Annotated in this window: 14 protein-coding genes; 10 read left to right on the forward strand and 4 right to left on the reverse strand. The window is 67.5% G+C overall.

Annotated features, from left to right (window positions below; all coding sequences use genetic code 11):
• Positions 1-43 precede the first annotated feature (43 nt).
• From G6N18_RS13705 to G6N18_RS13740, 8 genes are all read left to right on the forward strand, one after another.
• Positions 44-706, forward strand: a complete 663-nt coding sequence (locus G6N18_RS13705; protein ID WP_083003270.1) for a nitroreductase — start codon at positions 44-46, stop codon at positions 704-706.
• A 91-nt stretch (positions 707-797) separates the two neighbouring features.
• Positions 798-1,712, forward strand: a complete 915-nt coding sequence (locus tag G6N18_RS13710) for an MBL fold metallo-hydrolase (RefSeq protein WP_083003274.1) — start codon at positions 798-800, stop codon at positions 1,710-1,712.
• Between the two features lie 76 nt (positions 1,713-1,788).
• Positions 1,789-4,566, forward strand: a complete 2,778-nt coding sequence (locus G6N18_RS13715; protein WP_083003576.1) for a helix-turn-helix transcriptional regulator — start codon at positions 1,789-1,791, stop codon at positions 4,564-4,566.
• 169 nt (positions 4,567-4,735) lie between these two features.
• The gene (locus tag G6N18_RS13720) at positions 4,736-5,497 is read left to right on the forward strand and encodes an SDR family oxidoreductase (protein ID WP_083003278.1); all 762 of its coding nucleotides are present in this window, start codon (positions 4,736-4,738) and stop codon (positions 5,495-5,497) included.
• Between the two features lie 26 nt (positions 5,498-5,523).
• Complete coding sequence (locus G6N18_RS13725) at positions 5,524-6,141, forward strand: sigma-70 family RNA polymerase sigma factor (RefSeq protein ID WP_083003282.1); 618 nt, start codon at positions 5,524-5,526, stop codon at positions 6,139-6,141.
• Positions 6,142-6,153: 12 nt separating this feature from the next.
• The gene (locus G6N18_RS13730; RefSeq protein ID WP_083003285.1) at positions 6,154-6,876 is read left to right on the forward strand and encodes an SDR family NAD(P)-dependent oxidoreductase; all 723 of its coding nucleotides are present in this window, start codon (positions 6,154-6,156) and stop codon (positions 6,874-6,876) included.
• A 23-nt stretch (positions 6,877-6,899) separates the two neighbouring features.
• The gene (locus G6N18_RS13735) at positions 6,900-7,325 is read left to right on the forward strand and encodes a cupin domain-containing protein (RefSeq protein ID WP_083003288.1); all 426 of its coding nucleotides are present in this window, start codon (positions 6,900-6,902) and stop codon (positions 7,323-7,325) included.
• Positions 7,326-7,412: 87 nt separating this feature from the next.
• Positions 7,413-8,309: a crotonase/enoyl-CoA hydratase family protein gene (locus G6N18_RS13740; RefSeq protein ID WP_083003292.1), complete on the forward strand. Its 897-nt coding sequence runs from the start codon at positions 7,413-7,415 to the stop codon at positions 8,307-8,309.
• Positions 8,310-8,317: 8 nt separating this feature from the next.
• Here G6N18_RS13740 and G6N18_RS13745 read toward each other — a convergent pair whose 3' ends face one another.
• The 4 genes from G6N18_RS13745 to G6N18_RS13760 form a co-directional block, all read right to left on the reverse strand.
• Complete coding sequence (locus G6N18_RS13745) at positions 8,318-9,163, reverse strand: hypothetical protein (RefSeq protein ID WP_083003295.1); 846 nt, start codon at positions 9,161-9,163, stop codon at positions 8,318-8,320.
• A gap of 84 nt (positions 9,164-9,247) precedes the next feature.
• Positions 9,248-10,768 (reverse strand): aldehyde dehydrogenase family protein, encoded by a 1,521-nt coding sequence (locus G6N18_RS13750; RefSeq protein WP_083003298.1) that lies wholly within the window; start codon positions 10,766-10,768, stop codon positions 9,248-9,250.
• 69 nt (positions 10,769-10,837) lie between these two features.
• Positions 10,838-11,353, reverse strand: a complete 516-nt coding sequence (locus G6N18_RS13755; RefSeq protein WP_083003301.1) for a mycothiol transferase — start codon at positions 11,351-11,353, stop codon at positions 10,838-10,840.
• 17 nt (positions 11,354-11,370) lie between these two features.
• Positions 11,371-11,760, reverse strand: coding sequence for a VOC family protein (locus G6N18_RS13760; RefSeq protein WP_083003305.1), 390 nt, complete (start codon positions 11,758-11,760; stop codon positions 11,371-11,373).
• Between the two features lie 22 nt (positions 11,761-11,782).
• Between G6N18_RS13760 and G6N18_RS13765 the strand changes: the two genes are divergently transcribed.
• Positions 11,783-13,525 carry an N-acyl-D-amino-acid deacylase family protein gene (locus G6N18_RS13765; RefSeq protein ID WP_083003308.1) on the forward strand — a complete coding sequence of 581 codons (1,743 nt, stop codon included), beginning with the start codon at positions 11,783-11,785 and terminating at the stop codon, positions 13,523-13,525.
• On the forward strand, positions 13,522-14,076 hold the full coding sequence (locus G6N18_RS13770) for a carboxymuconolactone decarboxylase family protein (RefSeq protein WP_083003313.1): 555 nt from the start codon (positions 13,522-13,524) through the stop codon (positions 14,074-14,076). Before G6N18_RS13765 ends, G6N18_RS13770 begins: the two co-directional genes overlap by 4 nt.
• The last annotated feature ends 13 nt before the right edge of the window (positions 14,077-14,089 follow it).

Below are 14,089 nucleotides of genomic sequence, written 5' to 3' on the forward strand. Positions count from 1 at the left end.
GCAAGGCTGAATTCAACCGTGCGGTTGAAAGGCAAGAGCAATCATGAACGTCTACCAGGCAGTCAAGAGCCGCCGGGCGGTACGCGGATTCACCGACCAGCCCGTCCCGCTGGAAGTGTTGCAGCGGGTGCTATCGGCCGCGGCCTGGTCACCGTCCAGTTCGAACATTCAACCCTGGAACACCTACGTGGTGACCGGCGCAGCGCTGGCCGAGCTCAAGAGGCGCGCGCTCGAACGGGTGGCCACCGGTGTCCCCTGGGACAACCGGGAATACGAAATGTACCCGGCGGCAATGAAATCGCCGTACCGCGATCGCCGCTCCGCCTTCGGCGAAGAGCGTTACAGCACCCTCGGCATTGCGCGCGAGGACTGGGAGGCGCGGCAGCGCGCGGCGATCGCAAACTGGGATTGCTTCGGCGCGCCCGCCGCCCTGTTCTGCTACATCGACCGCGACCTGGGCTCGGCTCAATGGGCAGACCTCGGCATGTATCTACAAACCGTCATGTTGCTGCTGCGCGCCGAGGGTTTACACAGTTGCCCTCAGATGGCGTGGTCGCAGGTTCGAGCGACGGTCGCCGAGACCGTCTCCCCACCACATGAACTGATGCTGTTCTGCGGCATGTCGATCGGCTACGAGGACGTCACCGTGGATTACGTGCGTACGGGCCGCGCGCCGCTCGATGAGACGACGACATTCGTCGCGTAGCACGCCGAAACCCAGCGATGGATAGTTCCCGTCCCCGCAGGGCGTTCTACAGAGTGAAAGCCCACTCGGTAACGCACTCAGGAGGAGAATCATGAGCTTGGACAACATTTCACGCCTTGGCGGTTCGGGAATCGACGAGTTGGTGCCGTCGCGCTACGCACAGCAGGTCGGCGACATCGAGGTGCTGGTGATCAGTGATGGGGTGCTGCCGATCACAGCCTCGACGTTGGCCACCAATGCCGACCAGACCGAGCTCGCGCGCTGGCTGGGTGACAATTTCCTGCCGCCCGAGGTGGTCGACTGGCCGCTGAACGTGGTCGTGGTGCGAAGCGGCGACCGAACCATCCTCGTTGATGCCGGTCTGGGACTGGAGTTTCCGGACTTTCCGCGCGCCGGACAGACGGTCCAACGACTGGAGGCCGCCGGCGTCGATCTCGCATCCGTGACCGATGTGGTGCTCACCCACATGCACATGGACCACGTCGGCGGGCTGCTCACTGAAGGGCTGAAGGCCCGACTGCGTCCGGGCCTGCGGGTGCACGCCGCGACCGCAGAAGCCGAGTTCTGGGAATCGCCCGATTTCTCCCGCACCGTCATGCCGCAACCGATACCGGACGTGCTGCGCAGGGTCGCCAAGCAGTTCTTGGACGAATACCGGGGCCAACTGCGGACATTCGAGACGGACTACGAGGTGGCGCCGGGCGTGCTCATCTCTCGTACCGGTGGCCATACCCCCGGGCACAGCGTCGTCCGCCTGGAATCCCGCGGCGAGAAGCTGACGTTCGCCGGCGACGCCGTGTTCGCGCCGGGATTCGATAACCCCGAGTGGCACAACGGCTTCGAACACGATCCCGAGGAGTCGGCACGCGTCCGGGTCCGACTGCTGCGCGAGCTGGCGGCAAACGGCGAGTCGCTGGTGGCCACCCACCTGCCGTTCCCGTCGGTGTGCCGGGTGGCGGTCACCGGTGACGTCTTCCGGTGTGTACCGGCAGTTTGGGATTACTGACGATTGTGGGTGGCTGCCGACGATACTCGACAGGGCACCGTCGCCGTTTGTGACATTCCCGGTACCGTTTCTCGACGTGAGAGCCGGCGCCCTGCCCAGCCTGGTCGGTCGGCAACGTGAGTGCGCGTTGCTGGCCGATCTGCTGAGCGGCCTACGCCAAGGTGGGTCCGCGGTGTGGGCAATTCGCGGCGAGGCGGGCATCGGGAAGTCAGCGCTACTTGACCACCTGGCCGCCCAGGCCTCGCGGGTGACGGTCAGCAGAACGCGCGGCATCGAGGCCGACATGGAACTGGCGTACGCGAGCCTGCAGCAACTGTGTGCACCGTTCCTTTCCGAGATCGACGCTCTGCCAGACCCACAACGCGACGCTCTGCGGGTCGCCTTCGGGATCGCGGTCGGTGACCCTCCCGACCGATTCCTGGTCGGCCTCGCGGTACTGACCCTGCTCACCCTGGCCTCGGAGGCCCGACCAGTGCTCGTCATCGTCGACGACGCCCAGTGGCTTGATCGGGTGTCGTTGCAGACGCTGGAGTTCGTGGCTCGGCGCCTACTGGCCGAAGCCGTCGCGCTGGTGTTCGCGGTCCGTGATCCCCAGGGGCAGGCGCTTTTCAAGGGCTTGCCGGAACTGAGGATCGGCGGTCTCGATGCGAAAGCGGCCGGTGAGCTTCTCGAATCCGCGGTGGACGGGCGCCTGGAGGAACAGGTGCGCGATCGACTGGTCGCCGAGACGCACGGCAACCCGCTCGCGCTTCTAGAGCTCTACCGCGGCCGCAGTGCCGCCGAACTCGCCTATGGGCTGGACGCGGGCAGCGCGAACCGGATGGGCTCGGCACTGAGCCTCGTCGAGCAGGACTTCACGGCCCGGGTCGAGTTGCTTCCCGCAGCGGCGCGGACGTTACTGCTGATTGCGGCGGCCGAACCGGTCGGCGACGCCCGGTTGCTGCTGCGTGCGGCGGAGACAATGAGGGTCGCTCCCGATTCCGCGCCGGCCAAAGCGGCCGGCTTGATCGAGTTCGGCGAGCCCGTGCGATTTCGCCATCCGCTGGTTCGCTCGTTGATATACCGCCAAGCCGATCCGAGCGAGCGCCGCGCGGTGCACCGGGCACTGGCCGCCGTCACCGACCCCGTCCTGGATCCGGATCGCCGGGCCTGGCACGCCGCACAGGCAGCCGAGGGGCCCGACGAGGAGGTCGCGGCAGAGCTTGACCGCGCCGCCGGACGAGCGCGCCAGCGGGGCGGGATGGCCGCAGAAGCAGTCCTGCTGGAGCGCGCGACCACGCTGACGCCGGACCCGTGGCAGCGCGGGCGTCGGGCGGTGGCGACCGCCGAGGCGCACTTTTCGGCAGCAGCACCCGACCGCGCGACGGAGTTGGCCTCACTGGCCGATCTGTGCCCGTTGCATCCGTTGGACCGCGCCCGGCTGGCGCGCCTGCGCGCTCGAATTCTGTTCGCCCGCAGTCGAAGTGACGATGCGTCACCGCTCCTGCTCGACGCTGCCGCGCAGTTCGCCGCCGCGGAGTCGCCACTTGCGCGCGAGACCTACCTCGAGGCGATCAGTGCCACTGTGTTCGCGGGCCGCGTACACGGTCCGGCGGGTGCCCGCGCCGCCGCCGTGGCCGCCCGCGCCCCCGGAATTCCACCTTCGCACTCCGAGGCCGCCGACCTGCTTCTCGACGGCGTGGCCACTCTTCTCGCCGACACCTACGAAACCGGTGTACCCGCGCTGCGCCGCGCCTTCGAGCCGTTCGCGCACGAGGAGCTCGGCAGCCGGGAGGCGACGCTTCGGTGGCTGCTACTGGCGCCGATCGCACTGGAGTCGTTCATCCACTACGGCTGGGACCTGCCTGCCTGGGACACGCTCGCGACCCGCGCAGTGCGCCTGGCTCGCGACATCGGCGCCCTCGGTGTGCTGCCGCCGGCGCTGATCTACCTCGGCGGCGTGCACATCCACTACGGCGACTTCGCCACGGCCACCCGCATGATCGAGGAAGCCGACGCGATCGCCGACGCGACCGGGCAGACCCCACACTCCTATGCCGCCCTGGTGTTGGCCGCGTGGCGCGGCGAGGAGCACGCCGCCGCGGGACCGATCGCCGAGGCCAAGGCCCGCGCTGTCGACCACGGCGAGGTGTCGTTGCTGGGCGTCACCGGATATATCCAGGGTGTCCTGTACAACGGGCTGGCCCGCTACGACGAAGCGCTGGCGGCGGCGCGCACCGGCATCGACCACGACGGATTCAACTTCACTGGCTTGTCGCTCGTCGAGCATGTCGAGGCCGCGACCCGATGCGGCGAGCTCGAGCAGGCCCGGACTTCGCTGGCCCGTCTCGTCGAGCTGACCGGCGCGGCCGACTCGGGATGGGCCCGCGGTGTCAGCGCCCGCAGCCGGGCCCTGCTCGCCGACGGCGACGGGGCCGATGCCCTCTACCGCACGGCCATCGATGAACTCGCTCGCGACCGCGTCGTCGTCGAGGTTGCGCGGACCCACCTGCTCTATGGCGAGTGGCTCCGCCGGACCCGTCGGCAGACGTTGGCGCGGGAGCAGCTGAGGACGGCTCACGAGATGTTCGACGGCATGGGAGCGAGGGCCTTCGCCGAACGAGCCCGACGTGAGCTGATCGCCGCGGGCGAGCAGGTGCGGACACGCGGCACGGTGCCGGCGAGCAGCCTGACGCCGCAGGAGGCGCAGATTGCCGCTCTGGCCGCCGGGGGCATGACGAACCCGCAGATCGGTGCGGAATTGTTCCTGAGCCCGCACACCGTCGAGTGGCACCTGCGCAAGGTGTACACGAAGCTGGGCATCAGCTCACGTCGCAAGCTGACAGGCATCCTCGAGGTGACGTCGGCTAACTGACTCATAATTGCGTCGGCCTCGGTGTGACGCTCGTCTGAGGCTCGACCACGCAACTACGGACCACGGACCACGGACTTCCAGGGGTCCGCTCCGCCCGCGAAACCAGCAGTCTGAATTCGACAGTCCGAGCGGGCTCTCATCACACATCGGCAGAACCTGGAGGTCCATCATGAAGGTCGTAGTTATCGGCGGTACCGGGCTCATCGGCTCGCGGGTCGTGACCAAACTCAATAAGCAGGGCCACAACGCGGTCGCCGCGTCACCGGCGACAGGCGTGGACATCGTCACCGGTGACGGCCTGGCCGAGGTGCTCGCCGGCGCGCAGGTCGTGGTCGACGTCGCCAACTCCCCGTCTTTCGAGGACGGCCCGGCGTGGGATTTCTTCACTACCGCCACCGCGAATCTGCTGACCGCCGGGGAGGCCGCCGGAGTCTCCCACCACGTCGCGCTGTCGGTGGTGGGAACGGACTGCCTGCTCGACAGCGGGTACTTCCGCGCGAAGAACGCCCAGGAACAACTGATCAAGGAAGCGGCAGTCCCGTTCACGATCGTGCGCGCGACCCAGTTCTTCGAGTTCGTGGGACGCATCGCCGATTCGGCGACGGACGGCGACACGGTTCGGATCACATCCGCATTGACTCAGCCCATGGCCGCCGATGACGTCGCAACCGCAGTGGCGCGCACCGCAATTGGAGATCCGGTTCGCGGCACCCTCGAAGTCGGGGGTCCCGACCGGTACCCGCTCGATGAGTTGGTCAGGATGCATCTGCGCGCGCACAACGACACTCGGCGGGTCATCACCGATCCGCGGGCACCTTACTTCGGCGTGGTGCTCGACGACCACACGCTGGTGCCCGCCACCGCGGCAACGGTCTTCCCCACCCACTACGCCGATTGGCTCGCCGCCAGCCTCTCCGCTGCGGTCGCCTGATCCGCCACACCTCGAGGAATTCGCTCATGACGACATCCGTACGGACACCGCTGCACAGCGCGTCTGCCCCTGACACAGACCTCGCAGCGCGATTCACCCGCGACGTGGCTCCACTGACCGACGCGCTGGCCCGTCGCGCGCGTCGGCTAACCCGCAATGACGCCGATGCCGAAGACCTGCTGCAGGAGACCCTGTTGCACGCGTATGCCGGATTCCGAGGTTTCCAGGAGGGCACCAACCTGGCCGCCTGGCTGTTCCGGATCCTGCACAACCGGTGGATCAGCACGCACCGCAGAAAAGAGCGGCGGCCGGCGGAAGTCGCGGTGGACGAGTTCACTGACCACGACCTGGCCCGCACGGCGGCACACAGCGCAATCGGGTTGCCGTCAGCCGAGGACCTGGTGTTGAACTGCCTGCCCGACAACGAAGTTCGGAAAGCCCTCGCCGCATTGCCCGACGGGTTTACCACGGCGCTGTACTACGCCGACATCCAGGGATACACCTACGCGGAAACGGCCGCGATCATGAACATCCCGATCGGCACGGTGATGTCCCGAGTGTCTCGGGGTCGCCAGCGGCTGCGTGCTTCGTTGGCACGCCTTGCCCCCATAGGGCATTCCGGCATCTCGCAACGCATCGCCTAGGAGGAGCAATCAATGGAACTGCTGGAACAGACCGCGTTGATCACCGGCGGCACCGCAGGCATCGGCATGGCGTCCGCACGGCTGCTCGCCGGTGCGGGCGCGTCGGTGATCATCACCGGCAGGGATCCCGAACGCGGCGTCGCCGCAGCCGCCACGATCGATGGCAACGTCCGCTTCATCAAGGCCGACCTGTCCGACATCGGCTCGGTGAAATCGCTTGTACAGCAGGTCGGTAACGTTGACATCCTGGTGAACAACGCTGCGAGCTTCCCGGCGGCGATGACGGTCGACCAGGAGGTCGACGCTTTCGAGAAGACCTTCGACACCAATGTCCGCGGCGTCTACTTCCTGGCCGCTGGTTTGGTGCCCGGAATGCTGGAGCGGGGGCGCGGCAGCATCATCAATGTCACCACCATGGTTGCATCGAAGGGCGTCCCCGGCGCATCCGCGTACAGCGCCTCGAAGGCCGCCGTGGAGTCCCTCACCCGCACTTGGGCAGCCGAGTTCGGCTCACAGGGCGTCCGGGTCAACAGCGTCGCGCCCGGCCCCACCAGAACCGAAGGCGTGGCAGCGGAATGGGGTGAGACCAACGAGGAACTCGGCCGTTCACTTCCGCTGGGACGCACCGGCGCGCCCGAGGAGATCGCCCATGCGGTGCTGTTCCTCGCCTCACCGCGCTCGAGTTTCATCACCGGTTCGACCCTGCACGCCGACGGCGGCGGCAGCGCAATCTGAATTCCACGACGAAAGGCTGATCGATGTCGAAAACCTATGACCCCCAGTGGCAGACCGCTCTGACGACGGTGCAAGCAGTGCGGCCGCCGTTCATCCCCGAGGGAGCCGAAGCCATGACCGTCGTTGTCGAGTACCCACCGGGTAACCCCGGCGCCCCGCCGCACCGGCACCCGAGCGGACCAGCGTTCGGCTACATGCTGGAAGGCGAGATGCTGTTCGAACTCGAAGGTGAACCGCCGCGGATCATCCGGGCCGGCGAGGCGTTCTGGGAGCCGGGTGGCGACATCATCCACTATTCGGACGCCAACAACCGGAATGACGTCAAGAGCCGTTTCCTGGTCACGATGTTCTGCGTTCCGGGTCAGCCCATGCTGACTCTGGTTGACGACGACGAACTGGATGCGCGCAAACACCTGCGCGTAGGAGCCGATTCCGCTGGGAATGAATGACCTCGACTTCTGCTGCTGCTACACGCGAAGTTTTCGTCGCCTTCCGATAGCCCACGCAACGGGCCCAATTTCGGCGACACTACGGGCATGCCCGATTTCGAGACCCTGCTCTACACCGCCGATCCGCCCATCGCCACCATCACCCTGAACCGTCCCGACCACCTCAACACCATCGTTCCGCCCATGCCCGACGAGATCGAGAAGGCGATCGGACTTGCCGAACGCGATCCGGCGGTCAAGGTGGTCGTGCTGCGCGGCGCCGGGCGGGCGTTCTCCGGCGGCTACGACTTCGGCGGCGGTTTCACCCACTGGGGCGACGCGATGAACACCGGCGGCCGCTGGGACCCGGGCAAGGATTTCGCGATGGTCAGCGCCCGCGAGACCGGCCCCACGCAGAAGTTCATGGCAATCTGGCGGGCGTCCAAACCCGTCATCGCCCAGGTGCACGGCTGGTGCGTCGGCGGGGCCAGTGACTACGCACTGTGCGCCGACATCGTGATCGCCAGCGACGACGCGGTCATCGGCACGCCGTATGCCCGCATGTGGGGCGCCTACCTCACCGGGATGTGGCTCTACCGGTTGAGCCTGGCGAAGGTGAAGTGGCACTCGCTAACCGGTGAGCCGCTGACCGGAAAGGAAGCCGCCGCAGTCGAACTCATCAACGAGTCCGTCCCCTTCGAGAATCTCGAGGCCCGCGTCCAAGAGGTCGCGCGCAAACTCGCGCGTATCCCGCTGTCCCAGTTGCAGGCGCAGAAACTCATCGTCAACCAGGCTTACGAGAACATGGGCCTGGCCTCGACCCAGACGCTCGGCGGCATACTCGACGGGCTGATGCGCAACACCCCCGACGCGTTGTCGTTCATCGAAACCGCTGCGGGCCAAGGCGTTCGGAGCGCGATCGAGCAACGCGACGGACCGTGGGGCGACTACAGCCAGGCACCGCCCGAGAAACGGCCCGACCCGTCACACGTCATCGAGCCGTGACAGCGCGGTTACGCATCGCGCCGCCGCAGTCCGCCCAGCATCGAAACGAGCACGCCGAGCACCACCAGCACTCCACCGGCCGCGAGGCTCAGGTTGAGCCAGTGGTGCAGGCTGTCTTCGGCCTGCCTGACCATCACGTCGGCGACCTCGCGGATGTCTCCGGAAAGTCGGTTGAGCGCACCGTTGATGTGGCGACGCACCACCTCCAACGCGGCCCAGCCCGCCGCACCCACAATCAACGCTGAAACGCCGAGCGCCGCAACGGCTTTGCCGCGGCCTTGGGCCGCCGCGATCGTCAGCAGCGCGAACAGCCCGGTGAGAATCGTCGCGCCGATGCTGACCCACGGCCCCCACGTCGACACCTGCGCGAGCTGTCCGGGTCGCCACGTGTCCGAGATCGACACCGGAACGGGCAGCGATTCTGGTGTCTCGACGCCGAAGTTGCCCAACGTCCGGCGGAACGACTCGTCGGCGAGCATCGGAGCGAGGTCGACGATCCACTCGTCGGTGCCCTCCACGTGTTGCGCCGAGTCGGTGAACATCCAGCGGTGTCCGACGGCGTTGGCCAGCCCGAACTGACCGGGAAACGTCGGGCTCGCGGTGTAGGCCGAGGCGACCCCGCTGATGAAGGTGTTGTCGACGTCGTAGCCTTTCTCCGACAGCATCGAGGTGACCTCGGTCGTGAGCACCCCGGCCATCGCCTTCTGCAATTGCGGGTCCTGCGCCGCCGAAGCGGCGAGCGTCGCATAGCCGTTGGCGTCGACCACGTTTCGCTGCGCCCACATCGTGGGGACGGCGACCGCCAGCAGCACGGTGGTGACAAGCCAGAGCAACACGGTCGCGAGCAGCCGCACGCGCGTCCTCCTTCACCGAAAGCACGGTTTCTGACATGAAACGCGAGTAACCGTACTCTCGCCGTTGATCGGGCCGGTCGTGCGTTACTTGGCGGTCCGCTTCGGGGTGATCAGCGCCAGCTTCGTCATCAGCTTGTTCATCCGCTTCAGCGCCTTGGGCGAGTTGTTGTAGTAGTTGCCGCCCGCGCCGACGTTGGTGCGCGGCGCCACCACGGCCTCCTGGCGGCAGTACTTGCGCATTCCTTCGGCCGCGCCGAACCGGGCTCCCAGGCCCGACGTCTTCCAGCCGCCCATCGGCGCCGTCGTGCACATCAGGTTCGAGATCACGTCGTTGACGTTGACCGCACCGCAGTCCAGATGCACCGCAACGTCTTTCGCCCGATCGATGTCCTTGGAGAAGACGGCGGCGCTCAACCCGTACGGGCTGTCGTTGGCCAGCCGCACCGCTTCATCGACGCTGGCGACCTTCATGATCGGCAACGTCGGGCCGAAGGTCTCCTCGGTCATGCACATCATCGAGTGGTCCACGTCGACCAGCACGGTGGGCGGATAGAAGTTCCCCGAGCCGCCCTCGGGACGCTTGCCGCCGGTCAGCGCCCGCGCACCCTTCGCCAGCGCGTCATCGACGTGCCGGGCGGTGACCGCAACCTGCGACTCGTCGATCAGCGAGCCGAAGTCGTATCCGTCGCCCGCACCCATCTTCAGCTTCTCGACATCGCGCACCACCGCGTCGACGAACCGGTCGTAGACCGACTCCAAGACGTAGACCCGCTCCACCGACACACACGTCTGCCCGGCGTTGAAGAACGCGCCCCACACCGCGGCGTGCGCGGCGAGGTCGATGTCGGCGTCCTCGAGCACGATCATCGGGTCCTTGCCGCCGAGCTCGAGGCTGACCGGGGTGAGGCGGCGGGCGGCGCGCTCCATCACCTTCGCGCCCGTCGCACTGGATCCGGTGAACTGAATGAAGTCGCAGTTGTCGATGACCGCCTCGGAAACCTCCCGCGCGCCCTGCGCCAACGCCAGCACCTCCGGTGCACCGGAGTCCAGCCAGCCGCGCAGCAGCAGTTCGGCGGTCAGCGGTGTGCGCTCCGACGGCTTGAGCAGCACCGCGCAGCCCGCCGCCAGCGCGCCGAGCGCGTCCATCAACGCGTTGGCGACCGGGTAGTTCCACGGCGCGATGATCCCGACGACCGGGCGGGGCCGGTAGTGCACCTCGATCTTCTTGATCGACAGGAACGGCAACGACGCCGGCCTGCGCTCGGGAGCGAGCGCCTTCTCCATCGTCTTGATGTAGTAGGAGGCGATCATGATCAACAGCGGCACTTCCTGCGCCGCGTCGACGGCCGACTTCCCGGTCTCCTTGATCAGCAGCGACTCGATCTCCTCGCGGTGCTCGCCGAGCCACACCGCGTAGCGCGCCAACACCTTGGCGCGGCCCTTGGCGCCGCGCGCCTCCCACTGCCGTTGCGCCTCCCGCAGGCCGGCCGCGATTCGCGGCACGTCGGCGGGGTCGGTCCAGCGGACGGTGCCTGCGACGGCTCCGGTCGCGGGATTGTGGATGGTGCTGGTGTCGGGCATGTCAACGTCGGACGTCGCAGTCATGACCCCATGCTAACCGTCTCGTGTGATCCAGATCGCACGTGGGTTGACACGTGTCAAGCCGGCAGCGGATCAGGTGATGCCCCGGATGTACGCCGCCTGGCCGAGGTGCTGCGCGCCGTCATCGACGATGCTCACCAGGCGCACGCTGGCGGTTACCGGTGGTTTCCACCGATCGTCGACGATGCGGCTCAACTCGTCGACCGTGACCGACGCGATGTATTCGAGCGTCGCCTTGTGTACGGCGTGCGAGTACCCGGCGAGCAGATCCGCCGACACGCGGACCCGGCCCACTTCTTCGGGGCTGTGCCCGTAACCCATGTCGTCACGGGGCAGGTCGAGACCGAATCGGTCGACCCAGCCGTCGCGCAACCACACCTGCTCGGTATTCGCGATGTCGCTGATCTGGACGTCCTGTTGCCTGGCGCTGTGCCAGATCAGCCACGCGATGCTGTTGGCCGTCGAGGTGGGCCGGAAGAACGCGGCCTCGTCGGTCAGTCCGTCGGTGAGGTTCTCGACATGTTCGATGAGCCGCGTGAACGAGTCGCGCAGAAGTTCACGGACCGCCGCCACGTCTGAGTCAGCCATGACCTCGACCGTATACGTCAGCCCTGCGGTCGCGCGCCGTGAAAGACCGCCTCGATGTTGTTGCCGTCCGGATCACGCACGAAGGCGCCGTAGTAGCCGGGGTGGTATTCCGGCCACAACCTCGGAGCGTGCAACGACTCGGCGCCGGCCGCCAGCGCGGCGTCGTAGAAGGCCTGCACCGCGTCGGTGTCGGCGGCCTGGAACGCGAAGTGCACCTCCCGGTTGGGACCCGCCGCATCACCGGCGCTCATGTCGGCGATCCAGAAGTCGGGTTTGCCGTCCCTGCCGTAACCGATGGCGACCTGATAGTCCAGCTGGCGGGTGAAGCCGAGCACGCCCAGGACGTTGTCGTAGAACGCCTTCGATCTCTCCCAGTCCGCGCAGTTGATTCCGAAGTGATCGATCATCTGCTCATCGTAGATTCGACGTATGACATATGAACTCGTCATTCGCGGTGGCACCATCGTCGACGGCCTCGGCGGCGAACCGTACGTCGGCGATGTCGCGGTCTCCGACGGCGTGATAGCGGCGGTCGGCGCCGACGGCGTTCCGGTGGGCAGCGGCGCCCGCGAGATCGACGCGACGGGGCTGCTCGTCACCCCGGGTTTCGTCGACCTGCACACCCACTACGACGGCCAGGCGATCTGGTCGGACCGGCTGAACCCGTCGTCGGCACACGGTGTCACGACCGCGGTGATGGGCAACTGCGGGGTCGGCTTCGCCCCGTGCCGTGCCGAGGATCACGACGTGCTCGTCGACGTGATGGCCGGCGTCGAGGACATTCCGGGCGTGGTGATGGTCGACGGGTTGCCGTGGGACTGGGAGACGTTCCCCGAATACCTCGACGCGCTGGACGCGCGGCGCCGGGATATCGACGTGGCCGCGTATCTGCCGCACTCGCCGCTTCGCGTGTACGTGATGGGCCGTCGCGGCGCCGACCGCGAACCCGCCACGCCCCAGGATCTCGCCCGGATGAGGGCGCTGGCCAAGGAGGCGGTCGAGGTCGGCGCGCTGGGCTTCGCGTCGTCGCGGTTCTCGTTCCACAAGACCGCCAGCGGTGAGCTGATCCCGACCTACGACGCCGCACAGGCCGAGATCGACGCGATCGCCGCAGGTGTGGCCGAGGGCGGTGGCGGGCTGATCCAATTCGTGCCCGACATCGCCGCCGGCGGTTACGCAGGAGTGCTGCAGTCGGTGTTCGAGGCCGCGCAAGACCACGGGTTGCCGGTGACGTTCACGCTGGCGACGGGCAACTCCGGCGATCCGATCTGGCCCGACGCGATCACGATGGTCGAGAAGTTCAACTCCGTCGCCGCCCCGGATTCGGCCATCACCGCTCAGATGTTCCCGCGCCCAATCGGTTTGGTGATCGGCTTGGAGCTGACCGGGAATCCGTTCGTGTTCTACCCGAGCTATCAGGAGATCGCGGACCTTCCGCTGGCCGAGCGCGTCGCCGAGATGCGCAAGCCGGAGGTGCGCGCCCGCATCCTCGCCGACAAGCCCGCCGAGGGCGGACATCCGCTGCTGTACCTGGCGCAGGCGTGGAACTGGATCTTCCCGCTGACCGACAACCCGAACTACGAGCCCGATCCGGCGACGTCGATCGCGGCGCGGGCCGCCGCCCGCGGCATCACGCCGATGGAGGAGGCCTACGACCGCCTGCTCGATGACGACGGTCACGCCATGCTGCTGGTGGCGATGGCCAACTTCGAGAACAACTCGCTCGACACCGTCGGCGAACTGATGCGCCGCGACGACGTCGTGCTGGGCCTCGGCGACGGCGGTGCCCACTACGGAATGATCTGCGACGCAAGCTATCCGACGTTCGTGCTTGCGCACTGGGCGCGGGACCGCGCGGAGAGCAGGCTCGGGGTTGCCGAGGCGGTCCGCGAGTTGACATCGGTGCCGGCCCGGGTGGCCGGCCTGGCCGACCGCGGCCGAGTAGCGGTGGGCTACAAGGCCGATCTCAACGTGATCGACGCCGCCGCGTTGCGCCTGCACCGGCCGACCATCACCAACGATCTGCCCGCCGGCGGCCGGCGCCTGGACCAGAGCGCCGACGGCTATGTCGCCACGGTCGTGTCCGGCAAGATCATCGCCGAGAACGGGGTGCCCACCGCCGCCCGTCCCGGCAGGTTGATCCGCGGCCGCCAACCGGCGCCCGCCGCATGACGCGTGTCGCCCCGCTGCCTCCACCGTGGAGCGAGCAGGACGCCGCCGGCATCAACGGGTGGGGCCATCCGGACCGCACCTACGAGCCGCTGCTGCTGGTCCGGTGCCTTCAGCGTCACCCGAATCTCGCTGCGCGGCTACGGAAACTCGGCGAGTCGCTCTACGTCGACGCGCGTGTGCCGCCGCGGGTGCGCACGATCGCGATCCTGCGGATCTGTGCGCTGCTGCGCTCCGAGTACGAGTGGGGTGGCCAGGCCGCGTTCTGGGGCCCGATCGCCGGTGTCAGCAACGACGAATGCGATGCACTGGTCACCGGCTCCGATCCGGGTTGGGGTGCGTTCGACAGGGTGCTGATCGCCGCGGTCGACGAGCTGGAGCACACCGGCTCGTGGTCGGACGACACGTGGAATGCGTTGGGCGACAAACTCGATGACGAGCAGCGGATGGAGTTGCTGGTCGCGGTCGGCTGGTATCGCACCATCTGCACCCTGTGCAACGGCATGGCGCTGCCGGTCGAGGGTTGGATGCGGCGCTGGCCGCCGCGCACGTGAGGAGCGAAAGTAC

Source organism: Mycolicibacterium celeriflavum, assembly GCF_010731795.1.
GTDB lineage: Bacteria > Actinomycetota > Actinomycetes > Mycobacteriales > Mycobacteriaceae > Mycobacterium > Mycobacterium celeriflavum.

Coding starts and splice junctions, on each gene's coding strand:
- G6N18_RS13705 (WP_083003270.1), top strand. CDS start 44: ATGAACGTCTACCAGGCAGTCAAGAGCCGCCGGGCGGTACGCGGATTC.
- G6N18_RS13710 (WP_083003274.1), top strand. CDS start 798: ATGAGCTTGGACAACATTTCACGCCTTGGCGGTTCGGGAATCGACGAG.
- G6N18_RS13720 (WP_083003278.1), top strand. CDS start 4,736: ATGAAGGTCGTAGTTATCGGCGGTACCGGGCTCATCGGCTCGCGGGTC.
- G6N18_RS13725 (WP_083003282.1), top strand. CDS start 5,524: ATGACGACATCCGTACGGACACCGCTGCACAGCGCGTCTGCCCCTGAC.
- G6N18_RS13730 (WP_083003285.1), top strand. CDS start 6,154: ATGGAACTGCTGGAACAGACCGCGTTGATCACCGGCGGCACCGCAGGC.
- G6N18_RS13735 (WP_083003288.1), top strand. CDS start 6,900: ATGTCGAAAACCTATGACCCCCAGTGGCAGACCGCTCTGACGACGGTG.
- G6N18_RS13740 (WP_083003292.1), top strand. CDS start 7,413: ATGCCCGATTTCGAGACCCTGCTCTACACCGCCGATCCGCCCATCGCC.
- G6N18_RS13750 (WP_083003298.1), bottom strand. CDS start 10,768: ATGACTGCGACGTCCGACGTTGACATGCCCGACACCAGCACCATCCAC.
- G6N18_RS13755 (WP_083003301.1), bottom strand. CDS start 11,353: ATGGCTGACTCAGACGTGGCGGCGGTCCGTGAACTTCTGCGCGACTCG.
- G6N18_RS13760 (WP_083003305.1), bottom strand. CDS start 11,760: ATGATCGATCACTTCGGAATCAACTGCGCGGACTGGGAGAGATCGAAG.
- G6N18_RS13765 (WP_083003308.1), top strand. CDS start 11,783: ATGACATATGAACTCGTCATTCGCGGTGGCACCATCGTCGACGGCCTC.
- G6N18_RS13770 (WP_083003313.1), top strand. CDS start 13,522: ATGACGCGTGTCGCCCCGCTGCCTCCACCGTGGAGCGAGCAGGACGCC.